Raw genomic sequence first — 23,860 nt, forward strand, 5'->3', positions numbered from 1 at the left:
CAGGAGAGCATCTACTGGCAGGACTACCCGGCAGGGTTGACATCAAGCGAGGCAGTTGCGATCTACCCTACTCCCTACTGTGGCTACTACGGAGCGATGCACGACCGAATTCCCCTGGCTGCGCACGATCCTCTGGATGCACCGGAAGGCGCCATGCTGGTCGCGCAGTGCGGGCGTGCCGGGTACGGCGAACGCTGGCGGATCACACCACCTCACAATCTCGCCGTGATCCGATCCGCCAATACGTGGGGGCGCATGGACGAAGAGCAACTGGCCGACTACAAGAAAAATCTTCAGCAGCCGCTGCAAGACGGCATGGCATATCTGCGCAAATCACCGTTGCCAACGGGCTGTGCCTCACTGCGGATGCAGCGCAAGTTCGACGCGTGGGGACAACCGTTGCCCGAGGACCATGCGCTGGGACATTTTCTATCGCTGCGGCACATGGAGGCGTGGGCGGAAAACCACGCGACGCACGCGGCCATCTTCAATGCCGCGATTTCTCGCTACCAGCGCTACGGCAAGGACAACCAGTTGCGCACCTGGCATGAAGTCTATGTACTCCCTGCCGGCGATCAGCTCTTCGAGTACATCCATTGCGGTCCGGAGACCGGTCTGCTGCGATGGTTCGATGGTTCGATGGCGAGCGTGTGGGCTGAGCAGTCCCTTCACGTTGGGCAACCCATTTGAAATTCGACGGGGCCATTTTCCTTGTACTGTCCGACACCCCGCGGGTAGACGCGCGGCCCCTGCGGCGCTACGAGACCGCATCGAACCACTTGGCGTCACCACCAAAGAGGTCGGTCAGCTTCCGCGCCCCGGCGAAAAGCGCCTGAAGCATCGGCCCCTGATCGATGTTCTCGAAGCGATAGCGCGGCCCGGAAATTGTCAACGCGCCGACCAACTGTCGATTCACGCTCAGCACAGGCACCGACAAGGCCGCGATCTCCGCGTCGTACTCGCCGAACGAGGCACAAAACATTTCGGCACGGACGCGGTCATATTTCTTTCCGGTCTTTTTCTCACCGAAAGCCAGAAGCACCTGCGGGGCGGCGCCCTTGTCGATTGGCAAGCGGTCCCCTTCGCGGATGGCATCCCGGATCATGCGGGCCGAGTCGACCCGATGGAGACACACCGCGTGCTCACCGTCCCGGATATAGAACGATGCGCACTCGTAAGTGGCCTCGACCACTTCGCGCAGTACCTCGGGGACGTGTTCCGAGGTACGGCACTGCCGCTGGTAGATCGCGCCGAGCCGCAGTGGCGCGGCACCCAACTGAAATGAGCCGTCGGCCAGGCGCTTGAGATAGCCCATGCGCTGCAGCGACTCGGCCAACCGCAGGATCGTGCTCTTGTAGAGCCCCGTGCGGCGCGCAAGATCGGCGAGCGTCAACGCATAGTCCAATTCGTTGAAGGCGTCGAGCAGGCTCAACGCTCGTTCCACCGCGCTCACCCCGGAATCATCAGCCATCGAATGCCACCCAGAAGAAGATCGACCGAGTTTAGCGCGACCCTCCCGGACACCACGCGCGCCTTGAACACTCTCAATGCGCGTCGACGTCCAGGCCCAGGAACCTTTCGAGCACCGTGGCATCGGCATCGAGATCTTCGGTGCGGCCTTCGTAGACAACAACGCCTTCCTCGAGAATGTAGTGCCGCCGGGCAAGCGCGCGGCAGACTGCAAAGCTCTGCTCCACAAGCACGATCGAGATGCCCGATGCGCCGACGCCGCGAATGAGTTCCGTGAGCTCGTCCACGATCACGGGCGCGAGGCCTTCCGTCGGTTCGTCGAGCAGCAGCAGCCCGGGGCCCTGCACGAGCGCCCGCGCGATGGCGAGCATCTGCTGCTCGCCGCCGGAGAGCGCACCCCCGAGATTGCGGCGACGCTCGCGCAGACGCGGAAACTCGTCGTAGACGCGCTCCAACGTCCATGCCGCGTGCTTTCTCTGTGCGATCTGCAGGTTCTCCTGCACCGACAGCAAGGTGAAGATGCCACGGTGTGCGGGCACCAGCGAGATGCCGCGGCGCGCGATGTCGTCGACCGCCATGCCGACGAGGTCGAAGCCTTCGAAGCGCACCGAGCCGGCATGCGCACGCAGCAGCCCGACGATCGTGCGCATCGTCGTCGTCTTGCCCATGCCGTTGCGCCCGAGCACGCTCACGATCTCGCCCGCATTCACCTGCATCGACACGCCATGCAGCACATGGCTCTTGCCGTAGGAAGCATGCACATCCTCCAGCACAAGGATGGCTTCGCTCATGACTGGCTCCCCAGATAGACCCGTCGCACCTGAGCGTCCTCGCGGATTGCCGCCGGGGCACCTTCAGCGATGACGTTGCCCTGGAACATGACGGTGATGCGATCGCTGATCCCCATGACCACGCGCATGTTGTGCTCGACCAGCAGCACCGAATAGCGGGCCTTGAGTCGCTGCAGCAGTTCGGAAATGCGGGGCACGTCGGCAAGGCCGAGTCCGGCCAACGGCTCGTCCAGCAACAGCAGGCGCGGTCGAGCGGCAAGGCACATTCCGATCTCCACCACGCGCTGCACGCCGTGCGCGAGTGCGGCGACCGGTGTCGCAGCATGGCGCGTCAGTTCCAGCTCGCGCAGCACATCCATGGCAACGTCGAGCCTTTGCGTCTCGCGCGTCCAGTTTCTCCAGAATCTGAAGGATCTCGACGGCTCGACGCCCATCGCCGCCATCTGCAGGTTTTGCAGCACGCTGCTCTCAACGAACAGGCTCGTCACCTGGAAACTCCGCGCCATGCCGAGCCGGGCTCGCCGATGCGCTCCGGAGCGCGTGATGTCCCGCCCCTCGAAGATCAAGCTGCCGCGGCTGGCCGGCAGGCGGCCGCTCACGATGTTGAAGAACGAGGTCTTGCCCGCGCCGTTCGGGCCGATCAGCGAGTGCAGGCCGGTCGTGCCCAGCTCAAGGTCGATCTTTCCGACCGCCGTGAAGCGGCCGTAGTCGAGTCCAAGCCCGCGTGCGCTGAGGAAGGGGTTGCCCGCGGTCATGCGTGATCTCCCACGCGCGCGCTTCGTCGAGCCCGCCAATGCACCCAGACACCGCCGAGCCCGCGGGGCGCGAGCAGCACCACGGCAATCAGCACAAAGCCGACGATCATCTGCCAGCGCGGCCACCACTGAGACAACTGCTCGGCCATCAAGGTCATGGCGAGCGCGCCGAAGGCTGCGCCAAGAAGCGACCGGCGTCCGCCGAGGATCGCCATGATGAGGATAGTCTCGGACGTCATCAGGTCAATGTTGGAAAGCGGGGCCGAGCGCAGCTGCAGAGCATAGAGCGCGCCCGCCAGCGCGGTGATGCCCCCGGAGAGGCAGAAAGCCAGCAGCTTGAGCTTCTGAACGTCGTAGCCGGCGGTCTGCGCGCGCACCTCGTTCTCGCGCACCGCATCGAGTGCGCGGCCGAATGGCGAGCGCACCACGAGGCGCAAAAATGAGATTGCAAGCACGAAAACCACAGAGATCAACGCATACTGGCCAGCGCCTTCGCCGACGATGTCCTCGAGGCCCGTGGCGGGGCGCGGAATGTCTAGCAATCCGTTCTCGCCACCGGTGAGTTGGGGGAACGACAGCGCGGCAAAGTATGCGAGCTGCGCCATTGCAAGCGTGATCATCACGAAATAGATGCCGCGCTGGCGAATGCTCAGTACGCCGATGGCCAGGGCCACGATCATGCCGGCCACGATGCACACGAGCAACGCCGCCATGCCCGCGTCCGGTGCCGCCTTCAGCACCATGCCGATGGCATAGGAGCCCACGCCGAAGAAGCTGCCCTGCGCGAAGCTCAACAGGCCAGCGTAGCCCAGCAACAGGTTGCAGGCGGCCGCCGCAATCGCGAACACCAGCACCACGCCGGCCGTGGCCGTCGAGCCCATCACCAGGGGCATGACGAGCGCAAAGGCAGCCAGCGCCAGGCAAAACAGGCCGGAAGATTGTTTGATCTTTTCAAGCACGGCCGAACAACCCTTTGGGCATGACGAGAAGGATGGCCGCCATGACAATAAAGATGGTCAGGCGTGCGCCCTCGGGCCAGATCGCGCTCATCATGCTTTGCGTGACGCCGATGATCAGTCCGCCCACCAAGGGCCCGCTGAAGCTGCCGATGCCGCCAAGGACAACGACGACGAAAGCGATCACGATCGCCTCCGCACCCATCGAGGGATCGGCGCCGCGCAGAGGTGCGGCGAGCCCTCCCGCCAGTCCGGCCAACCCTGTTCCCAATGCGAAGGTCAAGGCATAGACCCTGCTGACCCTGATGCCGAGCAGGTTGAGCATCTCGGACGATTCGTTGCCCGCGCGAACCCGAGCACCGAACAGCGTGCGCTCGAAGAGAAACCACAGCCCCAGCCCAACCACTGCACAGACCCCGAAGATGAAGATGCGGTAGACCGGGACCGGGTAAGCACCGAGCATGAACACGCCGGCGAGCATGTCGGGCATGGGCACCTGCTGCGACTCGGGCCCGAAGATCATCACCACGCCTTCGGTCAGGATGAATGTCAGGCCGACCGTGATGAGGATCTGCGACTCGTGCGGCATGCGATAGGTTCGCCGCAGGAGCGAGCGCTCCGCCACCACTCCGATGACGGCCACAGCGGCGAACGACGCCGCAAGGCCGAGCAGGAAGCTGTCGGTCTGGGCGGTGACGAACATCGCGGTGTACGCCCCGATCAGGAACAGTGCACCATGCGCAAAGTTCACGAAGCCGAGCAGCCCGAAAATGATGCTCAGGCCCACGGACAGCAGGAAGTAGACCATGCCGACTCCGAGCCCATTGAGCGCCTGGAACAGGTAGATGTTCATGGCCCGCTCACACCAGCTTGCAATCGGACTCGGCCTGGGGAACCAGCGCGCGCGATGCGGACAGGATGTCGGCGTAGTCGTCCGCGTCTTTCATCGCCGCTTTCTTCTTGCCCCGCACCAGCAGGTAGTTCTTGGACACCTGGTGATCGAAGGGGCGGATCTGCTCGTCGCCGGTGAGGCCCTGGTAGCTGTGGCCTTCCAGCGCCTTCACGATCGCGGCGGGCTCGTCGGTGCCGGCGCGCTTGGCGGCGTCGAACATCAGCGTGGCAACCTGGTAGTCGGCGGCCGAGTAGAAACGCGGATTCTCCTTGAATTCACCCTTGTAGACCCGCACGAAATCCCTGTTCGCGGGGGTGTCCAGCGTATGCCAGTACTGCAACCCGAAGTACATGCCGTCGGTCACGTCGGCGCCGAGAGCCTGGAAGGTGTCGAGTCCCGAAAACCACACGACCACCACGGCCATGCGCTGCTTGAGGCCGAAGGTCGCGGCCTGGCGCAGCAGGTCGAGCGTGTTGGCGCCGAAGTTCAATACCACCAGCACGTCGGCGCCAGACCCCATGGCGTTGCCGAGGTAGCCCGAGAACTCCTTTTCGGCCAGCGAGTGGTAGCTGTTGCCCACGTGTTCCAGCTTCGTTTCCTGCATCACCCCCTTCGCGTTGCGCAGCAGCGCCTCGCCGAACACGTATTGGCCGGTGATGGTGTAGACCTTCTTCCACTTTGGGTTCTGCTGTATCAGGGGCCGCATCACCGTGTTGACCGCGCCGTAGGTCGGCAGACCCCAGCGGAAAGTGGAGCGATTGCAGTCCTTGCCGGTGACTTCGTCGGCACCGACATAGGTGATGTAGACGCCCCTGTTCTTGTCGATCTCCTTCATGATGGCGAGGGCCTCGTTCGACAGCGCAGCGCTGCCGAAGTGTCGCGCCTTGTCCTGGTCGATGGCCTGCTGCACCTTGCGCACCGCGATGGCGGGGTTCCCTTCGCTGTCGATCTTGCGGTAATCGATGGGCCGGCCCAGGCCGTTGCCGAAGGCTGTGACAGCCGCGCGCACGCCAAGATCGCTGTACTTGCCGCTGGTTGCGAAGTAGCCTGAGAAGGCGTTGACGCTGTAGTAGCTGAAAGGCCTGGCCTGTGCGATGGCGAAGCGCGGCAGCATCAAAGAGCCGGTCGCTGCGCTGCCCGCGACGGTGAGAAAGGAACGACGGTCCATGTTTTGTCTCCGTTGGTTTTTGCAAGTGGGTGCGCGCGCCGTTGCGCAGCTCAGGCCGGCTGCGCGGCCGCGGCATGCTGGCCCGCGCGGCGGCCGAAGACCAGGCCACGCAGCACCGAGGTCGAGCCTGTGTAGACCTGGTGATAGATGCCCATGGTTTCGCCTGCGGCATACAGCCCCGCGATGACCCGGCCATCCTGGTCGAGCACCTGCGCGTCGCTGTTGACCTTGAGGCCACCGAAGGTGAAGCAGTTGGTCGAAATGATCGGGTAGGCTTGGAACGGACCTTTGTCGATCGGCCGCGACCAGTGGCTCTTGCGCACCGCCAGACCGGTGGTGCCGCGGTGGTCGACGTGCAGCGGATCGAAGTCGCCCTGGTCTTTCGGACAGGCCGCATTGAACCCGTGCACGGTGCGCTCGAGGCTGTCCGCGGGCACGCCGATCTGGGCGGCCAATGCCTCCAGCGTGGGCGCGCTGATGGACGGCTGATCAGAGCGGATGCTGGTTCGCCAGCGCGGGATGTCTTCGACCTTCGCGTCGAAGATCACGTAGCTGATGCCGTCGGGCTGATCGGCAATGCAGCGTGAGATGTTGTCGTAGTGGGCATCCACCGTGCCAGGGGCCTCGTCGGTGAAACGGTGTCCGTTCTTGTCGATCAGGATGCCGTAGGGATAGATGAAGACCACCGCTTCGGCCAGCTTCGAGCGTGGGTCCACCGGCTCCGCATGGTACGAACCGTACTCGCCGGCGGGCGCCGCGCCGGCATCCAGCGCCATTTGAATGCCTTCGCCCTTGTTGTAGTAGCCGCCGAGGGCCACAGGGCGGATGTGCTTGCTGCGAAGTCCTACGTAGCGGGTCATCATCTCGGGGTTGCCCTGGAAGCCGCCGCTGGCGAGCAGCACCCTCTTGGCGCGCAGCACCTCGCGCACGCCGTCGGGACGGATCGCGACGACGCCATTCACTGCGCCCTCCTCCCCGCGCACCAGGTCGATCGCAGTGGTCCGATATCGAATCTCGCCACCCAGCGCGAGTGCCTTCGCGCGCAGGGTTTCTATCAGCGCCAATCCTCCGCCCATTGCCGCGATGCGCGTGGTGTTCTGGGTCAACAGATAGATTGGCTGGGGGCCGAACTTCATCCCCAGTTCCTTCAGCCACGCCAGCGTCGATGGCACCGACTGCGCGAAGGTCGAGATCACTTCCGGATCGGGCAGCGAATGCGCTTTTGCGAATGCCGGCTGAAGCGCCGCGTCGTCCGTCAATGCGTTGAGCACGTTGGGATCGATGTTCCAGCCAGCGTTGTGAGCGAAATGCTCTTCGAAGTCGTCCGAGACTTCCGAGTCGTTCTTCATGCGCATGTAGGCTTCGGTCCAGCGCGAGTTGCCGCCGAAGTGCTCTTCCTCCGCGCGCTCGAGGTTGACGACCTTGAGGCCCGCTTCCAGGGCAGTGACCGCGGCCGAGAGGCCCGCGACGCCGCAGCCGACGATCAGCAGGTCGGTTTCCGTCTTCGAATTCATGTTGTCTCCGGTGTGGCGCGCAGGCGCCGGGTTGAGGGTCAGCCGAGCACGAACGCGTTGGTGCGCGACGGTTGCGTGGTGATCCAGACGCTCTTGCTTTGCAGGTATTCCTTGATCGCGTCGACGCCGCCCTCGCGCCCGATGCCGCTGCGCTTGTAGCCTCCGAAGGGCGTGGTGAAACTGGTGGCGCGGTAATTGTTGACCCACACCGTGCCGGCCTTCAACCGGTCCGACATGTGGAACGCGCGATGCAGGCTCCGCGTCCATACGCCGGCTGCGAGACCGAACTGGGTGTCGTTGGCGACGCGCAGCGCATCAGCCTCGTCGTCGAAAGGAATCACCGAGAGCACGGGCCCGAAGACTTCTTCCTGGGAAATGCGCATATCATTGGTGACGCCGGTGAAGATGGTGGGCGCCACGAACTGGCCTTGCCCGTAGCCTTCGCCGGTGAGCGCATGGCCGCCGAGCACGCACTTGGCGCCGCCGTCCTTGGCGATCTCGATGTAGTCCAGGATTTTGTGGAACTGGGCTTTTGTAGCGATGGGGCCGACCTGGGTTTCCATCTTTGCCGGATCGCCCACGATGGCATTGCTTGCCACGTCGATGAGCATCGCAACGAAGCGGTCGTGAATGCCGCGCTGTACCAGAAGCCGCGAGCCGGCCATGCAGGTCTGCCCGGCCGCACCGAAGATGCCAGCCACCGCGCCCATCACGGCCTGGTCCAGGTCCGCGTCGTCAAACACGATGTTGGCGGACTTGCCTCCGAGTTCCAGCGTGACTTTCTTGAAGTCCCTGGCGGCAATCTCGTTGATCTTCTGGCCGGCGGCGTCGCCGCCAGTGAAGGCCACCTTGGCCACCAGGGGGTGGCTCACGAGCGGCTCCCCGACTTCAGTGCCAAAGCCGGTGATGACGTTGAAGACGCCCGGCGGGAAGCCCGCCAACTTCACCAAGGCAGCCAGCTCCAACAACGAGCTCGACGTGTACTCCGAAGGCTTGATCACCATGGTGTTGCCCGCTGCAAGCGCCGGGGCGATCTTCCATACCGTCAGGGCGAGCGGAGAGTTCCAGGGTGTGATCGCCGCGACCACACCCAGGGGTTCGTACTTGACGTAGTTGAAGACGCCGGTCTTGTTGATCGGCACCACTGCGCCCTGAACCTTGTCTGCCAGGCCCGCGTAGTAGTGAAACCACTGCGCAACGTTATGGACTTGCCCGCTGACCTCGGCGATGAGCTTGCCGTTGTCGCGCTGCTCGGTTTCTGCCAGAACATTGATGTTATGGCTCACCAGGTCAGCAAGCTTGCGCAGCAAGGCTCCGCGCTGCGTTGCTGTCAGATCGCGCCAAGCAGGTGCTTCAAACGCGTCATGCGCGGCGCGCACCGCGAGGTCGACATCTGCCACCCCGCCCCTCGGAACCTCGGCCCATGGTTTGCCAGAGTAGGGCTCGGTCGATTCGAACCAGGCACCGGAGGCCGGATCGATCCATTCATTGTTAATGAACAGCTGATATCGCTTCATGCGCATGTCTCTCGTGTGTCGATGCCTGAAAGTCTATGGCAATTCTAAAATAACATCAAGCATTCTGTTCAGCAGAACGCCAAACGGTGACAACCGTGGCTGCGCTTAACCTAGCTAGGCGTTGTCATTGATGGTCCTGTTCTCGAAGGAAGCGCTTGGTTCACGCTGGGCGCAACTCGGCAATGTGCGGCAGCTGGAAGCCGCGCTGCTGCGCTTTCTGCTCTCGGGCGAAGCCGGGCTGCCAGATCAGCCCGCCGCAAAGCGCCCGCAGGCCATTGCCGGCCGGGACGGAACGACACCAACGACCACGCTGCAGGGCACACCTCCACCGCGAGCGCGATGCCTGCATACGAAAGACCCTCGCAGAGACTGCAGGCGACAAGGACGAGGCCGCGCGCCGGCTGGGCATCAGCCGCGTGACGCTGTACCGGGAGCTTCGACGCTCGACCGATTTGTCCTAGCGACCGTCACTTCCCGGCTTCGCACCCCGCTCGGCGATCACCGCAGCCAACACACGCATCCCCTGATCGATCTCCTCGACCGACAGGCTGGCATATCCCAGGATCAGTCCAGCCGGCCGAGATTGAGCGTGCGATGGCGGTCTGGCGAACAGCGGCGACACCATGTAGACACCGACACCCTTGCAGCGCACGGCAGCCACCAGCGCCGGCTCGTCGTGCGGCCCCAGGAACGGTAGCCAGAGCACCATATGCAGTCCGGCCGCCGTGCCGGCGACCGTGGCGCTGGCAGGTAGGTGGCGCGCAATGGCATCGAGCAAGGCCGCCCGCCGGCGTTCGTGTTCGCGACGCGTGCGCCGCACGTGGCGCTCGTAGGTGCCGCTGTCGATCAACGACGCCAACACTCGCTGCTCCAGCACGGGGGCATGGCGGTCGGCCAGCCGCTTTGCCTGCCGGAACACCGGTACCAGTTCAGCAGGAAGCACCAGATAGCCCAGTCGAAGCTGCGGCGACAACGCCTTGGAGAAGGTGCCGATGTAGATCACGCGGCCGTCGGAATCGATCGACTGCAGTGCGTCGATCGGGCGCTGACCGTAGCGAAACTCGCCGTCGTAGTCATCCTCGATCACCCAGGCGCGGTGCGTTCGCGCCCAACGAAGCAGTTCCAGGCGCCGGCCGATGGGCAGCACACCTCCCAGCGGAAACTGGTGCGATGGCGTCACGTAGGCCAAGCGTACGTGTTCGTCTTTTGGCAGCCTCGCCGTGTCCAAGCCTTGGGCGTCCACCGGTATCGCCAGGGCCTCCGCGCCCGTAACCTCGAAACACCGACGCGCCATCAGGTAGCCGGGCTCCTCGAAAGCGAAGGTGTCGCCAGGATTGAGCAGAAGCCGCGCGCACAGGTCGATGGCCTGCTGTGAGCCGTGCACCACGAGGATCTGTTCGGCATCGCAGGCCAGGCCCCGTGCGCGCCTCAGGTATCCCTGCAGCGAGCGTCGCAGCAACGCGTCGCCTTCGGGCGCGGCGTAGTAGAGCCTGCGTTGATGGCGCAGCAGTTCGGCCTGGTAGGCCCGCCGCCAGGCCAGCGCGGGAAAATCGCGAGAAGCGACAGCGCCGTACAGGAAGTCGATGCGGCAAGGTTCCGCAGGAGCAAGCCCGGGCATGTCGATTGCCGCCACGCGACGGCCAAAGGCCGAGAGCGTCGGCGCAGTCCCGGTTCGCCGCTTCAGCTTGGTGTCGGACCGTGCGCGTGCAGCCATCGGACTCGCGACGCGGGCAACGCGCCCGGGCGACGTGACAAGAAAGCCCTCGGCCGCGAGCTGCTCATAGGCGGCGGTGACGGTGGTGCGCGACACTCCCAGATCGGCGGCCAAGGCACGCGTGGACGGCACCTGCGCGCCCGCGGCAAGCGTCCCGTCCGCAATCTGGAAACGCAGCAGGTCGTAGACGTGGCGTCCGGGGCTGCTGGCACCGGAACTCAGGCTCGGCGGCTTACGAAACTGGTCCATGCAAAAGGATTAAAACTGGTCCTTCCCATTGTGCCGGTTCCGCACGACAGTACCAGTTGCCACAGCATTCCCCCTCCCCCGATGTACATCCCCACGCACTTCGCCGAAGCGAGACCCGAGGAATTGACCCGCATCATCCGCGAGCATCCGCTGGGTGCACTCGTCACGCATGGGGCCACGGGCCTGGACGCCGATCACCTCCCGTTCGAGTTCGATCCTGACGTGGGAGCGCACGGATTGCTCTCGGCGCATCTCGCTCGCGCCAATCCGCTGTGGCAGCGCTGCCCCACCGCAACTCCAGTGATGGTCATCTTCGGCGGCGCCCAAGCCTACATCTCGCCCAGCTGGTACCCATCCAAGCACGAGGCGCACCGCCAAGTGCCCACCTGGAACTACGAGGTGGTACACGCGCACGGCGTGCTCACCGTGCACGACGACGAGCGCTTTGCGCGCGGCATCATCGCGCGCCTGACGCGGCGCCACGAGGCGGCCGAACCAAAGCCCTGGAAGATGGGTGACTCCGCGCCCGAGTACATCGACAGCATGGTGCGCAACATCGTGGGCATCGAGATCGCCATCACCTCGCTCGTGGGCAAGGCCAAGCTCAGCCAAAACAGGGAAGCGCGCGACCGTCTCAACGCTGCGGAAACGCTGGAGACGCGCGGAAGCAAGGAACTGGCCGAATCGATGCGCAGGGCCGGCGGAACGAACTGACGAGGCCAGCACAAGCTCATGTACACGTCAACCTTCACTTTCGCAAAGCGCCAGCTCGACGACGAGTTCCATGCCTTGGACGAAGTCATTGCCCAGATTGCAAGATCCATCACCGGCTATCTCGGCGAAGAGAATTGGGAGAACCCCGCGACGGGGCTCATCTCAACCGTGTACTACTGGGAAACGATGGATGCGCTTCAGGAACTCATAGGGCACCCAGCGCACATCGCCGCAAAGCAGCGGCAAGCGCTCTGGCTCAACGGCTATCAGGTGGTCATCGCACAGATCGTCCGCTCCTATGGCGATGGCGGCATTCAGCACCCGCTCGCTGGCGAAACGCGATCAGTACCTTGTGTCCGCTGAATCTTGGCGGCTTTGTGAACAGCGACGGAGTCGATCGGATGCGGCGTCTGGATCGCGGAGTGGAGAATCATATGGCCTGGATGCTTCTGCTTATCGCCGGTCTTCTTGAAGTGGGCTGGGCCATCGGCCTAAAGTACACAGATGGATTCACCAAGTTGTGGCCAAGCATCTTCACGATTACGTCCATGGTCATCAGCGTCGTGTTGCTAGGGATCGCGATGAAATCCCTACCCGTTGGCACCTCGTACGCCGTCTGGGTCGGAGTCGGGGCAGTCGGCACAGCAATCCTAGGCATTGTCCTGTTCGGGGAATCCGCAGCACCCGGTCGGTTGGTCAGTCTGGGGCTCATCGTTGCCGGTATCGTCGGCCTCAAACTGACAAGCTCGGCGTAGTCTGCTCGGCTGCAAGTGCGAGCTGCCGAGTACACCGCGTGCCTGCATCATCAACGCCGTGCACCGCACGCACCACAGTCTTTTTGGAGGTACTGAGAATGGAAATGTACACTTCTGCAATCAAGCCGGAATCGTGGCTCGTCACGGCAGGCCGTGCCTCTGAGCCGGGCGCTCCGTTGAACGTGCCGCTTATCCCAGCATCGAACTTCATCATCGGCAGGGGGCGCGAGTACTCGCGTGATGACGGTACGCCAACCTGGGAAGCACTCGAAGAAGTCGTCGGAGGGCTTGAGTCAGGCAAGGCCGTAGCGTTCGCCTCCGGCATGGCCGCCATTGCCTCGGTGTTCGATCAACTTGCGGCTGGTGCCAATATCGTGCTGCCAGATGATTGCTATCAAGGTGTTGCAGGCCTTGCCGAAGCCGGCGTTGAAAGAGGGCGATGGTCCATGCAGCGGGTGGCGGTGGACGATACAGCAGGTTGGATTCGTGCTTGCGCCGCCGCTGACCTGATCTGGCTTGAATCGCCCTCGAACCCCCTGCTGACCGTGGCGGATTTGGAAGCTATTTGCACTGCACCACGCAAGCCAGGAGCCATCGTGGCAGTGGACAACACCTTCGCCACGCCCTTGAATCAGAAGCCGCTCGACTTCGGTGCCACGGTGTCTCTGCAATCGGCAACCAAGTTCATTGGCGGCCATTCCGACCTGCTGGCGGGTCTCGCCACGACAAGGGACGATGCACTGTGGCGCACCCTCAGGAAGTCCCGCGAACTGACTGGCGCGACACCGGGAGCGCTCGAAGCCTTTCTTGCCGTCCGCGGCGCGAGAACCCTCGCGCTTCGACTTCAACGGGCCCAGCAAACTGCCATGCTGCTTTCGGAACGGCTCGAGGCGCACCCGTTGATCGCTCGTGTCCGGTATCCAGGCTTGCCCTCGCATTCGACGCATGCCATTGCCAAACGTGTGCTCAAGGGCTTCGGAACGATCATCTCGTTCGACATGTGTGGAGGGGCTGGTTTTGCTGATAGTGTCTGCAAAAATGTCAGGCTGATCCGCCATGCGACAAGTCTCGGTGCCGTGGAATCAACGATGGAAAGAAGAGCTGCGATCCCCGGACAGGGCCACCTTCCACCTTCGCTTCTGCGACTCAGTGTCGGCATCGAGGATGCGGACGATCTCTGGAGCGACCTCGACTCGGCAATACGTTCCGCTGCACCATAACAGCCAATTTCGCACGTACTTCGACCACGTACAGAGCGACCAACCAAGAAATACCATGGCGATCGAAACACTTGACCGCCCGCTGCGGTATTTCCTATGCATCGCGGAACTGGGCTCACTCTCCAAGGCTGCCGACAAGCTCGACCAGACACAGTCCGGATTGAGCAAGCAATTGGGCGCACTCGAATCGAACCTGGGCCAGCCACTGTTTGTCCGGACGGGTCGCGGCGTCGAGTTGACCGAAGCCGGCACGAAACTCCACAGCGCCTTGGCGCCGGCCTTCAGAGAGATCGATCGCGCTGTCGACAGCGTGCGCCGGCAAGGGGTTACGCACGGCACGGTCCGCCTGGCGACGGTCCATACGCTCAGCTACTACTTTGTCGCTGAAGTCTTCTCGCTCTTCGTCAGCACGCACCCAGATGTGAATCTTTCGCTGCTGAGCCGCAGTTCGCCCGAGGTCGTCGCTCTGGTCGAAAACGGCAAGGCAGATCTGGGTTTCGTCTACGACTCCGCGGTGGATTGCGGAACCTTGGCATCGAAGCCGCTGTTCGAGGACGAAATGGCGTTGGTCGTCCTCGACAACAGTCCCCTGGAATCGCCCCAGGACCTGTCGACTCTCAGCCTGCGCTTGGTCGGCTTTCCCGCGCACTACGCTCTGAGGCGGATGATCCATAGCGCTGGGCTGCAGGCCACCCATGTTGCCGAAGCAGAAACCATAGACGCCATGCTCAAGCTCGTTTCTTCCGGGGTCGGCCATTGCATCTTGCCGTCGCGCATTCCCGACAGGCTGCTTGCCGACTACGGGCTTCGCAAAGTTTCCATCGAGCGCCCCGCTTTGCGCCGCCGAGTGGTTGCCATCTCGAGCACGGGCAAGGCAATGGCACCGTTGACCTCCGATCTGCTCGTTTGCGTCTTGCAGGTCGCCGAACAACTGCAACGCTCGACCTGATCCTTTCAGTTCCGAGAACCGGTGTGAGCCGATTCAGAATCAGTCTCTCCAGCGCCGCAACGTTCGCCTTTGGGATGCCGCCGCTCTCGCTACTGCAACGAGTCAAGTGCCTGCCGAAGGTCAGCGAGGATGTCATCCACATCTTCCAGCCCGACAGACAACCGGATAAGGTCCATCGTCACGCCGGCGCTGAGATGCGCGGCAGGCTCGACCTTCTGGCGCGCCAGGATCAGGGTGCCGGGATGGGTGATCAGGGTTTCCGTGTCGCCCAAGCTGATGGCCCGCGATATGAGCTTCAACCGGTCGATCATCGCAATTGCACCATCGACCCCGGCGTGCAGCTCAAAGGACAACATCCCACCACCGGCACTCATCTGCGAGAGGCCGAGTCGATGATCGGGGCTGCCCTCGAGGTAGGCATAGCGCACGAGCTTCACCGCCGGGTGGGATTCCAGCATGCGGGCGACCTTCAGCGCGCTCTCACTGTGCTGCCGCATCCGCAGCGTCAACGTCTTCAGCCCTCGCATGACCAGGAAGCACAGCATGGGCGAGAGCGTCGCGCCGGTCATGTACTTGAGGCCCTCCGACCTGATCCGCTTGATCGTGGGCAGATCTCCGAGCACGACCCCCGCGAGCAGATCGCCGTGCCCGTTGATGTACTTCGTCATGGAGTGCACCACAAGGTCGGCCCCGTGCTCGATCGGCCGCTGCAGCGCGGGCGAGCCGAACGTCGAATCGACAAGCACCCGAACGCCCGGACGGCTGTGCGCCACTTTTGCAAGCTCACGAATGTTCAACAGCTGAGCCGTCGGGTTCACGGGCGTTTCGAAGTACACGAGCCGCGCGCGCTCGGACAATGCTTCTTTCAACTTCTCGGGCCTGGTGAGGTCGACCTTCGTGACCTTCACCCCGAAGCGCGGTAGGCCCTCGTCGACCAATGAAGTCGCCGTCGAGTACATCGTGTGATGCACGATCAACTCGTCTCCGGCGGAGAGGAGCGTTAGCAAGGTGGAGCAGATAGCACCCATGCCCGAGCCGGTGGCCAGTGCTGCTTCGGCACCTTCGAGCTCTGCGAGCCTCGCCTCCAGGAGATGCTGCGTCGGGTTGTGCTGCCGGCCGTAGACGTACCGGTCGCTTTCTCCAGAGAACACTGCTGCCGCCTCCGCCGTGTTGTCGAAGGCGAAGGTGGAGGTCATGTAGATCGGCGGAGAAACGGCTCCATAGGGATCAGATCTGTCGTGGCCATGATGCAGCGCGCGAGTCTGAAATCCCAGGCCTTGCGAAATCTCTTTCATGCTTGACTCTTTCATTGTTGAACCTGTCGATATAAACAAGCCAGCGTCCCGGCGGCAGCGGCAGCGCCTAGTGGACGATCTGGTTCAGGAATTGGCGGGCACGATCTGTCTGCGGGTTGCCGAAGAAAAGCTCTGGAACGTTCTCTTCGACGATCTCCCCTCGGTCCATGAAGATCACCCGGTCCGCCACCTTGCGGGCGAAGCCCATCTCGTGCGTCACGCAGAGCATGGTCATCTTCGTCTCCTGGGCCAGGCTCACCATCACGTCGAGCACTTCCTTGACCATTTCGGGGTCGAGCGCCGAAGTGGGCTCGTCGAACAGCATGACCTTGGGCGACATGCACAGCGACCTCGCGATCGCAACGCGCTGCTGCTGTCCCCCGGACAATTGGCCTGGGTATTTGTGCGCCTGGTCGGGGATGCGAACCCGCTCCAGGTACTCCATTGCGATCGCCTGCGCTTCGGCGAGCGGTTTCTTCAGAACCCAGGTCGGTCCCAGCGTGAGGTTCTCCAGAACGGTGAGGTGAGGAAACAGGTTGAAGTGCTGAAACACCATGCCGACTTCCTTCCTGATGGCCTCGATGCGCTTCAGGTCGTGGATCAGTTCAACGCCGTCCACCGTGATGAGCCCCGACTGATGCTCCTCGAGCCGGTTGATGCAGCGGATCATCGTGGACTTGCCCGACCCGGACGGTCCGCAAATCACGATGCGCTCTCCTTTGTGCACGTTCAGGTCGATATCCTGCAGGACATGAAAGTCCCCATACCATTTGTTGACCTTCTGCAGACTGACGATGACTTCGCTCATTTGATGCTCCCATTGCGCTCTAGCGCTTCAGATTCCGTTCGAGCGATCGGCTGTACCTCGATATGGAATAGCAGAAGACGAAATAGATCAGGCCGATGAAAAGGTAGGCCTCCACGCCGAAACCTGTCCATGCGGGATCCGCAAGAGCCGCCTTCGCTGCTTGCGTCAGGTCGAAGATTCCGATGATGACGACAAGCGATGTGTCCTTGAACAGTGCGATGAAGGTGCTCACCAGCGGCGGAATCACTACCTTGAGGGCCTGGGGTAGGACGATCTTTCGCGTCTGCTGCCAGTAACTCAGTCCGATGGACTCGGCGCCCTCGTATTGGCCCTTGGGAATGGCCTGGAGTCCGCCGCGGACAATTTCCGCAATGTAGGCCGCCGCAAAGAAGATGATCGCCAGCTGTGCCCTCAACAGCTTGTCGATGCTGAATCCCTCCGGCAAGAACAGGGGCAGCATCACCGACGACATGAACAGAAGGCTGATCAAAGGCACGCCGCGTATCAGCTCGATGTATGCGACGCACATTGCCTTGATAGCCGGCATCCGGGAGCGGCGTCCCAGGGCGAGCAGGATGCCGATGGGAAAGGCAAACGCGATTCCGAATGTTGACAGTATCAGTGTCAGAGGCAAGCCGCCCCAGCGCGTGTTCTCGACGAACTCTAGGCCGAGGAAGCCGCCCCACATCAACGTCGCCACCGCCAGGATCGTGAACACCCACAGCCCGACAATCTGGAGTCCGGCCAACCGGCGTGTGGCCGTCCAGACGATCGACGCGACGAGCAGCGCCGTCGCGAGCAATGGCCGCCATTGCTCGGCGTGCGGGTAAGTACCGAAGAGAATCAACCGATACTTCTCCCGAATGAAAGCCCAGCAAGCCCCGCCCGCCTCCCTGCAGGCCTGTGCGTCAGGGGCCCGGAAGCTCGCCTTGACCAACAGCCACTGCACCAAGGGGGGTGCCAGCATCAGGACGAGCCAGATCGTCAGGATGGTCAAGACCGCACTCGCCGGGGACTGGAAAAGGCTTTGGCGCAGCCTGGTCACGAGCTTGGCCCGGACTCTGGACGGCGCGAACTGGACGGGCCGGTCCGTGTGGGTGGTGGTGCTCATGCTTATCTTTCCACCAGCGCGATGCGCTTGTTGTACCAGTTCATCAACAGCGAGACGGTCAGACTCACGGTCATGAAGGCCGCCATGATGATCAGGACGCCCTCGATCGCCTGGCCGGTCTGGTTGAGGACGGTGTTGACGACGGAAACCAGGTCGGGGTAGCCGATCGCGACGGCGAGCGAGCTGTTCTTGACCAAATTCAGGTACTGGCTCGTCGTGGGGGGAACGATCACGCGGAGCGCCTGGGGCAGGATGACGAGCCGAAGCACGCGCGACCGTGGCAGTCCGAGCGTCTGTGCCGCCTCCCATTGACCATTGCTCACCGATTGGACGCCGGCACGGACGATCTCTGCAATGAACCCGGCTGTGTAGGTGACGAGACCGACCAGCAAGGCGAACAGTTCGGGCGAGAGCGCCCAGCCCCCTTCGAAGTTGAATCCGCTCCGATGGGGTATGCTGAGCTCGAATTCGCGCCCTCCGACCAGCCAGCCGACCATTGGCATGAGCAGCAAGAGCATCAGGGCGAAAGGCCAGAGTCTCGTAGGGGCGCCGGTCCGGCGCCGGCTGGCTCGCTGCCAGCGGGCTACCGCCACGATGGCGACTGCGGCGAGCACCAATCCCCAGAGCATTCCCGCGATGGCCGGTCCATCCACCGATGGCATCAGCATGCCGCGGTTCGACAGGTAGATGCCCGGAAGCGGATGAAAAGCCGCCTTTGGACCCGGCAGCAGTTCACCGATGACGGCATACCAGATCAGGAGCTGCAGCAGAAGCGGCACATTGCGGATCAGTTCGACATAGGCACCTGCCAGCCGCACGATGAGCCAGTTGCTCGACAGCCGGGCGATCCCGACAACGACGCCGAGCATCGTGGCCAACACCAATGCGACGGCGGAGACCCGCAGGGTGTTGGCGAGCCCCACGAGAATGGCGCGGGCGTAGGTGTCCGAAGGCGAATACTCGATCAGGGACTCGCCGATGGCGAATCCCGCTTCCCTTTCCAGGAATGCAAAACCGGTCGCGATGTTGCGCGTCGCGAGGTTGTGCAAGGTGTTGGAGGCAAGGTAGTACGCCACGAGGGCAGCCAGGCCCACGACGACGAACTGATAGGCAAGCGCCCTGAACTCCGGATTGTTCCAGCTGAACTTGAGCGAAGCGCGTCGAGGTGAGCTCATGGGAATGTAGGGTGCGGGTTTGGCGCGATCGCGGCGGTGCGCGCACCACATGCGCGACGCATCTGCCCATGGGCTTTGAGCTATCGAATGGGCCACCCATACATCAAGCCGCCCTTCGTGTACAAGGCATTCAGGCCGCGATCGAGCTTCATCGGACTCCCAGCGCCCAGGCTGCGGTCGAACATCTCACCGTAGTTGCCGACCTGCTTGATGATGTTGTATGCCCACTTGTCGTCAAGCCCGAGTCCCTTGCCCATGCCAGGAGAGGTACCGAGGATCCGCTGGATGTTGGGCGGGATGCTGCCCTTCGCGATCTCATCGACGTTCTTGGACGTCAGGTTGTATTCCTCCGCCTCCAGAAGCGCATTGAGGGACCAGCGCACAACGTTGAACCAGGCTTCGTCGCCTTGGCGGACCATCGGTCCGAGAGGCTCCTTGGACAGCGGCTCCGGCAGGATCACATACTTGTCTGTGTTTCCAAAGGCGATACGCGCCAGCGCCAGCTGCGACTTGTCCATCGTGATGCCATCGCAGCGGCCCGCCGCGAACGCGCGCTTGATTTCGTCGACGGTGTCCAGCAGCACCGGCTTGAAGCTTTGCTTGAGACCGCGGAACCAGTCGGTGAGATTCAGTTCGGTCGTGGTTCCGGGCAGGACGCAGATGGTTGCGCCGGCGAGATTCTTCGCGCTGCTGACGTTGGCATCCTTGGTCACCATGATGCCCTGGCTGTCATAGAAGTTCACGCCAACGCCGATGAGGCCCAGGGTGGTGTCGCGCGACATCGTCTGGGTGGTGTTGCGCGTCAGCACGTCGACTTCGCCGGACTGCAGCGCGGTGAAGCGTGCTTGTGTGGTGAGCGGGATCACCTTGAACTTGGCCGCATTTCCGAACATCGCGGCTGCAATGGCGCGGCAGGTGTCCACGTCGATGCCCTGCCACTCTCCCTTGCTGTCGGTGAATGCGAATCCAGGGAGATTCGTCGAGACACCGCACTGCACGAAGCCGCGCTTCTTCACCGTGTCGAAAGTTTGGCCGGCATGGCTCATACCTGAGAGACAAAGGCCCATCAGGGCGGCGGCCGCGAGGCGGACAAGTTTCATGGCGATCTTCCTTGTGGACTGGGAGTTTTCAGCGAAGACGCTGAACGTGGAGAAGCGGGCGGGCGAACGGGTCTGGGACGAACATGCCAGATGCATGTCCATCGAATTCAACGCCGGAAGGCGGGGGTTCGGGCGAGTGCTCTAGGGGCGCGGCCGGTTGGCGAGCAGCGGCGCCAAGCCTGCTTCGGTCTGCCGGCACCAATAGTCGAAGGTGCTGTTCACGATCGACGGCTTCAGCAGATAGTCGTGCGCCTCGCGCGCCAAGGCGTCGTCCACCGGCGTCAACGGGCCGAAGGCGGCTTGGGCCCGGATCTGCATCCGCGCGGCACGCTCGAGATATACCGACAGGTAGGTGGCTTCCTGGGTCGTCTTTCCCGCCGTCAGGTAGCCGTGGTGTGCCAAGACAATGGCTCGTTTCGATCCGAGCGCCCGCGAGATGATGACCCCTTCGTCATCCGCAATGGGCACCCCCGGCCACTCCCCGAGGAACGCGCAATCGTCATGCAGGGGGGTCATGTCCATCTGGGCGATGACCAGTGGCTGCTTGGCTGCAGCGAGCGCGGAGGCCCAGGGCGAATGCGTATGGACGATCGACTGAACGTCGGGCCGCGCCTCGTACACCCACAGGTGGAACCGCGTCGCGGGGTTCGGCATGCCGCTGCCCGTCAGCGTGTTCAGGTCGCCATCGACTTCGATGAAGTCGTCCGGCGTGGCTTCGTCGAAGCCGAGGCCGAACCGGAGCGTCCAGTACGCGCCTCCGCGGTCGGACCGCGCGCTGATCTGGCCGGCGAGACCCGCCTCCTGCCCGGTCATGGCGAGAATCCGGCAAGCACAGGCCAAGGTCTCCTTCATGGTCCGGCGAGGTGACACCAGATGCTTGGCCATGTCCCTGGTTGCACGATCGTCGAAGTAGTCCTTGGACCGCAAGTCTTCAGCCATGTGGTTTGTCTCCGTGACTTTGCAATGACACAAAGTATCCTTGGCTGAGGCACGGGACACCATGCAGCACAGCTCATAGCAGCTATGAGTTTCGCGCGGCGACACGCTGGAAGACTGAACAGCGGCTCACTCCCACTTGAGAGAGCGCTCCACCGACATGTCCGGATCGCTGCAGACTTCGATCAACGCCGGTCCCTCGACTCTCATGGCTTGCTCGACGATGCCTGCGGCATCCCTGGAGTGCTCGATCCTGAATCCGCGGGCGCCGAATGCCTCGGCAAGTCTTGCGAAGCCGGGATTCGCCAGGTCCGTGCCGCTGATGCGATGGGGAAAGTGCCGCTGCTGGTGGGTGCGGATCGTGCCGTAAGACGCGTTGTTGGACACCACCACGCGCAGGTTCAGCCCTCTGTCGACCGCGGTGATCAGTTCGTTGCCGTTCATGAGAAATCCTCCATCGCCGACGAAGGCGAGAACTTCTCGCTCCGGATGGCGCAAGGCAGCCGCTATGCCGGCCGGGACCCCCGTTCCCATGGCTCCGCAAGCCGAGCCGAGCAGCCGGTTCGCCGGCGTCATCCTGAAGATGCGGTGAACCCAGGCTGCAAAGTTGCCCGAATCGGTCGTCAAGACCGCATCGTTCCGGGCCAGACGCGCAAGCGCCATGATCGAGTGGCCCAAAACGTCGTTCGCCACCACATTCTGTGGCTGCCAGCCGTGCGCACGGTCGGCCGCCGCGCGCACCCGCTCGAGCCACTGGCTCGACACTGTTCCAGAGCCGCCATGGCGCAATGCGGCACGCACGAAGCCATGCGCCGTCGAGACGATCGGCAGTTCCGCCGAAAAATGGCGCCCGATCATGGACGGATCGGGATACACGTGAACGAACTTCTGCGGATTGGTGCCTTGCCGCGGAAAGGCGAACCCCAGGGACGACACATCGCCCATGCGGCTGCCGATCGCGACAAGCAAGTCGGCTTCGATGAAGAGCGCCGTGTGTGCGGGCGAGGTGAAGAAGCTCAGTTGGCCAACCCAGCGGGGGTCTGTGTTGGAGAACTGGTCCTGGTTCTTGTTGGTGACGGCAACGGGAAGGCGCCACCGGCCGACGAGCTCCTGGAGATCATTGCGGAAATCATCGGTCCGGCACTCTCCGCCCACAATCAGGATCGGGCGGCTGGCCTTGGAAAGCAGATCATGTACGCGCGCCGCGTCTTCCAGGGTCGCCTCGGCGCGTGCCACGCCGTGAACCCGCGCGGGCTGCCGCTCGACCACTTCGGTCAAGACGTCTTCGGGCAACTCGACGGCGACCGGCCCCGGCGTTCCCGAGGCAGCCGCGGCAAAGGCGCGGGCCATCACTTCGGCGGCGCTTGCCGCCTTGTCGATGCGACCGGTCCATTTCAGCAGGCCGGAGAACGCTTTGGCGGAATCGATTTCCTGAACGGCGCCGCGGCCCAAGTTCGGCGTTTCGACCTGGCCAATCAAAAGGATCAGCGGAACCGCTTCTTCGGCCGCCACGTGGACGCCGATCGCAGCATTGAATGCCCCGGGCCCCCTGCTCGCCATGACGATTCCGGCGCGGCCCGTCAGCTTGGCGTCCGCAATCGCTGCAAGGGCCGCCGATCCTTCGTGGCGACATGTCACCAGATCGAAGTCGCGCCGCGCGTAAAGCGCGTCCAGGAGCGCCAGGAAGCTTTCACCGGGTACGCTGAATGCACGGTCCGCGCCATGCGCGACCATGCTGTCGACAATGGCCTCGGCAACTCGATACGTCATGACCGCCCCTTTTTTCATGCCGCGTTCACGTCGACGACCAGGCGGCCCCGAATCTCGCCCCGCATGAGCCTGGCGGCTGCATCGATCGCTTGCGGCAGCGGAATCTCGGTCGCAATGTCTTCCAGGATCGGGCCATGCAGATCGCGCGCCAGCCGCTCCCACGCCGCGACACGGTCTGCCTTCGGCCGCATCACGCTATCAACGCCGATGAGGCTTACACCGCGGAGGATGAACGGCGCGACCGACCCAGGCAGGTCGAGCCCCTGGGCCATGCCGCACGCAGCGACCACGCCGTTGTATCGAAGCTGCGCGCATACGTTGGCCAGCGTGTGGCTGCCAACGGAGTCCACGGCGGCGACCCAGCGCTCCTTCTGCAGCGGCTTGCCCGGTTCGCTCAACTCCCTGCGATCGATCACGTCGGTGGCGCCGAGCCGCCGAAGATACTCGGACTCGTCAAGCCGCCCCGTGGACGCCGTGACCGTGTACCCGAGCTTGGCCAACAGGGCGATCGCAACGCTTCCGACGCCGCCGTTCGCACCCGTCACGAGCACCGGCCCATCGCCCGCCATCAGCCCGTGCCGCTCCAGGGCCATCACGCACAGCATGGCTGTATACCCTGCGGTACCGATTGCCATGGCATCCCTGGCGCCGAAACGCTTTGGAAGCGGAATCAACCAATCGCCCTTCACGCGCGCGCGCTGTGCAAGCCCGCCCCAATGGGTCTCGCCAACGCCCCAGCCGTTAAGCACCACCGTGTCGCCCGGCTTGAACTCAGAATGGTCGCTCTGCTCCACCACGCCCGCAAAGTCGATGCCCGGCACCATGGGAAAGCTCCGGACGACGGGACCCTTTCCGGTGATGGCCAAGCCGTCCTTGTAGTTCAGCGTGCTGTATTCGATTCGGACCGTGACGTCGCCTGTGGGCAGGCGGTTTTCATCGATCTCGGCCAGCGAGGCGCGGTAGCCTTCCGCGTCTTTTTCCACGACGATGCCTTTGAACAT

General features: G+C 63.3%; 25 protein-coding genes. 8 read left to right on the plus strand and 17 right to left on the minus strand.

All coding sequences use genetic code 11. The features are described 5' to 3' along the window. Positions 1-9: 9 nt before the first annotated feature. Complete coding sequence (locus AC1DYK_RS15550) at positions 10-690, plus strand: phenylacetaldoxime dehydratase family protein (RefSeq protein WP_477649888.1); 681 nt, start codon at positions 10-12, stop codon at positions 688-690. A gap of 67 nt (positions 691-757) precedes the next feature. Here the strand turns inward: AC1DYK_RS15550 and AC1DYK_RS15555 are convergent, their stop codons facing one another. From AC1DYK_RS15555 to AC1DYK_RS15590, 8 genes are all read right to left on the minus strand, one after another. Further along, entirely contained in the window at positions 758-1,471 is a 714-nt protein-coding gene (locus AC1DYK_RS15555; protein ID WP_477649885.1) for an IclR family transcriptional regulator, read from the minus strand. A gap of 73 nt (positions 1,472-1,544) precedes the next feature. Then, on the minus strand, positions 1,545-2,261 hold the full coding sequence (locus AC1DYK_RS15560; RefSeq protein WP_478167138.1) for an ABC transporter ATP-binding protein: 717 nt from the start codon (positions 2,259-2,261) through the stop codon (positions 1,545-1,547). Then, positions 2,258-3,016, minus strand: coding sequence for an ABC transporter ATP-binding protein (locus AC1DYK_RS15565; protein ID WP_478158314.1), 759 nt, complete (start codon positions 3,014-3,016; stop codon positions 2,258-2,260). The genes AC1DYK_RS15560 and AC1DYK_RS15565 overlap by 4 nt, the downstream gene beginning before the upstream one ends. Continuing rightward, positions 3,013-3,975 (minus strand): branched-chain amino acid ABC transporter permease, encoded by a 963-nt coding sequence (locus tag AC1DYK_RS15570; RefSeq protein ID WP_477649882.1) that lies wholly within the window; start codon positions 3,973-3,975, stop codon positions 3,013-3,015. The genes AC1DYK_RS15565 and AC1DYK_RS15570 overlap by 4 nt, the downstream gene beginning before the upstream one ends. Next, positions 3,968-4,825: a branched-chain amino acid ABC transporter permease gene (locus tag AC1DYK_RS15575; protein ID WP_477649881.1), complete on the minus strand. Its 858-nt coding sequence runs from the start codon at positions 4,823-4,825 to the stop codon at positions 3,968-3,970. Before AC1DYK_RS15575 ends, AC1DYK_RS15570 begins: the two co-directional genes overlap by 8 nt. A 7-nt stretch (positions 4,826-4,832) precedes the next feature. Further along, positions 4,833-6,032, minus strand: a complete 1,200-nt coding sequence (locus AC1DYK_RS15580; RefSeq protein WP_478167139.1) for an ABC transporter substrate-binding protein — start codon at positions 6,030-6,032, stop codon at positions 4,833-4,835. A gap of 50 nt (positions 6,033-6,082) precedes the next feature. Next, positions 6,083-7,546, minus strand: coding sequence for an FAD-dependent oxidoreductase (locus AC1DYK_RS15585; RefSeq protein ID WP_478167140.1), 1,464 nt, complete (start codon positions 7,544-7,546; stop codon positions 6,083-6,085). Positions 7,547-7,584: 38 nt separating this feature from the next. After that, entirely contained in the window at positions 7,585-9,063 is a 1,479-nt protein-coding gene (locus AC1DYK_RS15590) for an aldehyde dehydrogenase (protein ID WP_478167141.1), read from the minus strand. Positions 9,064-9,245: 182 nt separating this feature from the next. On the opposite strand from AC1DYK_RS15590, the gene AC1DYK_RS15595 reads away from it, so the two are divergent. After that, positions 9,246-9,524 carry a helix-turn-helix domain-containing protein gene (locus AC1DYK_RS15595; RefSeq protein ID WP_477649887.1) on the plus strand — a complete coding sequence of 93 codons (279 nt, stop codon included), beginning with the start codon at positions 9,246-9,248 and terminating at the stop codon, positions 9,522-9,524. On the opposite strand, the gene pdxR is transcribed toward AC1DYK_RS15595, so the two are convergent. Next, a complete protein-coding gene (gene pdxR / locus AC1DYK_RS15600) occupies positions 9,521-11,026 on the minus strand; it encodes a MocR-like pyridoxine biosynthesis transcription factor PdxR (RefSeq protein ID WP_478167142.1) in 1,506 nt (501 codons plus the stop codon). The genes AC1DYK_RS15595 and pdxR overlap by 4 nt on opposite strands. Before the next feature lie 81 nt (positions 11,027-11,107). On the opposite strand from pdxR, the gene AC1DYK_RS15605 reads away from it, so the two are divergent. The 5 genes from AC1DYK_RS15605 (at position 11,108) to AC1DYK_RS15625 (ending at position 14,664) form a co-directional block, all read left to right on the plus strand. Then, positions 11,108-11,740: an FMN-binding negative transcriptional regulator gene (locus tag AC1DYK_RS15605; protein ID WP_477649876.1), complete on the plus strand. Its 633-nt coding sequence runs from the start codon at positions 11,108-11,110 to the stop codon at positions 11,738-11,740. Between the two features lie 18 nt (positions 11,741-11,758). Beyond that, entirely contained in the window at positions 11,759-12,103 is a 345-nt protein-coding gene (locus tag AC1DYK_RS15610) for an antibiotic biosynthesis monooxygenase family protein (protein WP_477649875.1), read from the plus strand. A 71-nt stretch (positions 12,104-12,174) separates the two neighbouring features. Beyond that, entirely contained in the window at positions 12,175-12,495 is a 321-nt protein-coding gene (gene sugE, locus AC1DYK_RS15615; protein ID WP_477649874.1) for a quaternary ammonium compound efflux SMR transporter SugE, read from the plus strand. A gap of 98 nt (positions 12,496-12,593) precedes the next feature. Beyond that, positions 12,594-13,715 carry a trans-sulfuration enzyme family protein gene (locus AC1DYK_RS15620; protein WP_478167143.1) on the plus strand — a complete coding sequence of 374 codons (1,122 nt, stop codon included), beginning with the start codon at positions 12,594-12,596 and terminating at the stop codon, positions 13,713-13,715. Between the two features lie 61 nt (positions 13,716-13,776). Then, complete coding sequence (locus AC1DYK_RS15625; RefSeq protein WP_478158348.1) at positions 13,777-14,664, plus strand: LysR family transcriptional regulator; 888 nt, start codon at positions 13,777-13,779, stop codon at positions 14,662-14,664. Between the two features lie 89 nt (positions 14,665-14,753). Here AC1DYK_RS15625 and AC1DYK_RS15630 read toward each other — a convergent pair whose 3' ends face one another. The 5 genes from AC1DYK_RS15630 to AC1DYK_RS15650 all read right to left on the minus strand — a co-directional run bounded on the left by AC1DYK_RS15630 (position 14,754) and on the right by AC1DYK_RS15650 (position 20,153). Further along, positions 14,754-15,959 carry a trans-sulfuration enzyme family protein gene (locus AC1DYK_RS15630; RefSeq protein WP_478167144.1) on the minus strand — a complete coding sequence of 402 codons (1,206 nt, stop codon included), beginning with the start codon at positions 15,957-15,959 and terminating at the stop codon, positions 14,754-14,756. A gap of 67 nt (positions 15,960-16,026) precedes the next feature. After that, positions 16,027-16,767: an amino acid ABC transporter ATP-binding protein gene (locus AC1DYK_RS15635; RefSeq protein ID WP_478158318.1), complete on the minus strand. Its 741-nt coding sequence runs from the start codon at positions 16,765-16,767 to the stop codon at positions 16,027-16,029. A 19-nt stretch (positions 16,768-16,786) separates the two neighbouring features. After that, positions 16,787-17,878, minus strand: a complete 1,092-nt coding sequence (locus tag AC1DYK_RS15640; RefSeq protein WP_478167145.1) for an amino acid ABC transporter permease — start codon at positions 17,876-17,878, stop codon at positions 16,787-16,789. Positions 17,879-17,880: 2 nt separating this feature from the next. After that, positions 17,881-19,053: an amino acid ABC transporter permease gene (locus tag AC1DYK_RS15645; RefSeq protein WP_478167146.1), complete on the minus strand. Its 1,173-nt coding sequence runs from the start codon at positions 19,051-19,053 to the stop codon at positions 17,881-17,883. Positions 19,054-19,133: 80 nt separating this feature from the next. Next, entirely contained in the window at positions 19,134-20,153 is a 1,020-nt protein-coding gene (locus tag AC1DYK_RS15650; protein ID WP_478167147.1) for an amino acid ABC transporter substrate-binding protein, read from the minus strand. Between AC1DYK_RS15650 and AC1DYK_RS15655 the strand changes: the two genes are divergently transcribed. Continuing rightward, positions 20,152-20,298, plus strand: a complete 147-nt coding sequence (locus AC1DYK_RS15655) for a hypothetical protein (protein WP_478158320.1) — start codon at positions 20,152-20,154, stop codon at positions 20,296-20,298. The genes AC1DYK_RS15650 and AC1DYK_RS15655 overlap by 2 nt on opposite strands. Here AC1DYK_RS15655 and AC1DYK_RS15660 read toward each other — a convergent pair. The 3 genes from AC1DYK_RS15660 to acuI all read right to left on the minus strand — a co-directional run bounded on the left by AC1DYK_RS15660 (position 20,295) and on the right by acuI (position 23,860). After that, entirely contained in the window at positions 20,295-21,092 is a 798-nt protein-coding gene (locus AC1DYK_RS15660; RefSeq protein ID WP_478167148.1) for an aldolase, read from the minus strand. The genes AC1DYK_RS15655 and AC1DYK_RS15660 overlap by 4 nt on opposite strands. 126 nt (positions 21,093-21,218) lie before the next feature. After that, positions 21,219-22,877: a thiamine pyrophosphate-dependent enzyme gene (locus AC1DYK_RS15665; RefSeq protein ID WP_478167149.1), complete on the minus strand. Its 1,659-nt coding sequence runs from the start codon at positions 22,875-22,877 to the stop codon at positions 21,219-21,221. Beyond that, complete coding sequence (gene acuI, locus AC1DYK_RS15670; protein ID WP_478167150.1) at positions 22,874-23,860, minus strand: acrylyl-CoA reductase (NADPH); 987 nt, start codon at positions 23,858-23,860, stop codon at positions 22,874-22,876. The genes AC1DYK_RS15665 and acuI overlap by 4 nt, the downstream gene beginning before the upstream one ends.

The sequence above is a fragment of the Variovorax sp. P2_H12 genome, assembly GCF_056403395.1.

Coding starts and splice junctions, on each gene's coding strand:
- AC1DYK_RS15585 (WP_478167140.1), bottom strand. CDS start 7,546: ATGAATTCGAAGACGGAAACCGACCTGCTGATCGTCGGCTGCGGCGTC.
- AC1DYK_RS15645 (WP_478167146.1), bottom strand. CDS start 19,053: ATGAGCTCACCTCGACGCGCTTCGCTCAAGTTCAGCTGGAACAATCCG.
- pdxR (WP_478167142.1), bottom strand. CDS start 11,026: ATGGACCAGTTTCGTAAGCCGCCGAGCCTGAGTTCCGGTGCCAGCAGC.
- AC1DYK_RS15580 (WP_478167139.1), bottom strand. CDS start 6,032: ATGGACCGTCGTTCCTTTCTCACCGTCGCGGGCAGCGCAGCGACCGGC.
- AC1DYK_RS15655 (WP_478158320.1), top strand. CDS start 20,152: ATGGCGATCTTCCTTGTGGACTGGGAGTTTTCAGCGAAGACGCTGAAC.
- acuI (WP_478167150.1), bottom strand. CDS start 23,860: ATGTTCAAAGGCATCGTCGTGGAAAAAGACGCGGAAGGCTACCGCGCC.
- AC1DYK_RS15650 (WP_478167147.1), bottom strand. CDS start 20,153: ATGAAACTTGTCCGCCTCGCGGCCGCCGCCCTGATGGGCCTTTGTCTC.
- AC1DYK_RS15605 (WP_477649876.1), top strand. CDS start 11,108: ATGTACATCCCCACGCACTTCGCCGAAGCGAGACCCGAGGAATTGACC.
- AC1DYK_RS15665 (WP_478167149.1), bottom strand. CDS start 22,877: ATGAAAAAAGGGGCGGTCATGACGTATCGAGTTGCCGAGGCCATTGTC.
- AC1DYK_RS15660 (WP_478167148.1), bottom strand. CDS start 21,092: ATGGCTGAAGACTTGCGGTCCAAGGACTACTTCGACGATCGTGCAACC.
- AC1DYK_RS15555 (WP_477649885.1), bottom strand. CDS start 1,471: ATGGCTGATGATTCCGGGGTGAGCGCGGTGGAACGAGCGTTGAGCCTG.
- AC1DYK_RS15635 (WP_478158318.1), bottom strand. CDS start 16,767: ATGAGCGAAGTCATCGTCAGTCTGCAGAAGGTCAACAAATGGTATGGG.
- AC1DYK_RS15620 (WP_478167143.1), top strand. CDS start 12,594: ATGGAAATGTACACTTCTGCAATCAAGCCGGAATCGTGGCTCGTCACG.
- AC1DYK_RS15610 (WP_477649875.1), top strand. CDS start 11,759: ATGTACACGTCAACCTTCACTTTCGCAAAGCGCCAGCTCGACGACGAG.
- AC1DYK_RS15590 (WP_478167141.1), bottom strand. CDS start 9,063: ATGAAGCGATATCAGCTGTTCATTAACAATGAATGGATCGATCCGGCC.
- AC1DYK_RS15640 (WP_478167145.1), bottom strand. CDS start 17,878: ATGAGCACCACCACCCACACGGACCGGCCCGTCCAGTTCGCGCCGTCC.
- AC1DYK_RS15565 (WP_478158314.1), bottom strand. CDS start 3,016: ATGACCGCGGGCAACCCCTTCCTCAGCGCACGCGGGCTTGGACTCGAC.
- AC1DYK_RS15630 (WP_478167144.1), bottom strand. CDS start 15,959: ATGAAAGAGATTTCGCAAGGCCTGGGATTTCAGACTCGCGCGCTGCAT.
- AC1DYK_RS15595 (WP_477649887.1), top strand. CDS start 9,246: ATGTGCGGCAGCTGGAAGCCGCGCTGCTGCGCTTTCTGCTCTCGGGCG.
- sugE (WP_477649874.1), top strand. CDS start 12,175: ATGGCCTGGATGCTTCTGCTTATCGCCGGTCTTCTTGAAGTGGGCTGG.
- AC1DYK_RS15575 (WP_477649881.1), bottom strand. CDS start 4,825: ATGAACATCTACCTGTTCCAGGCGCTCAATGGGCTCGGAGTCGGCATG.
- AC1DYK_RS15560 (WP_478167138.1), bottom strand. CDS start 2,261: ATGAGCGAAGCCATCCTTGTGCTGGAGGATGTGCATGCTTCCTACGGC.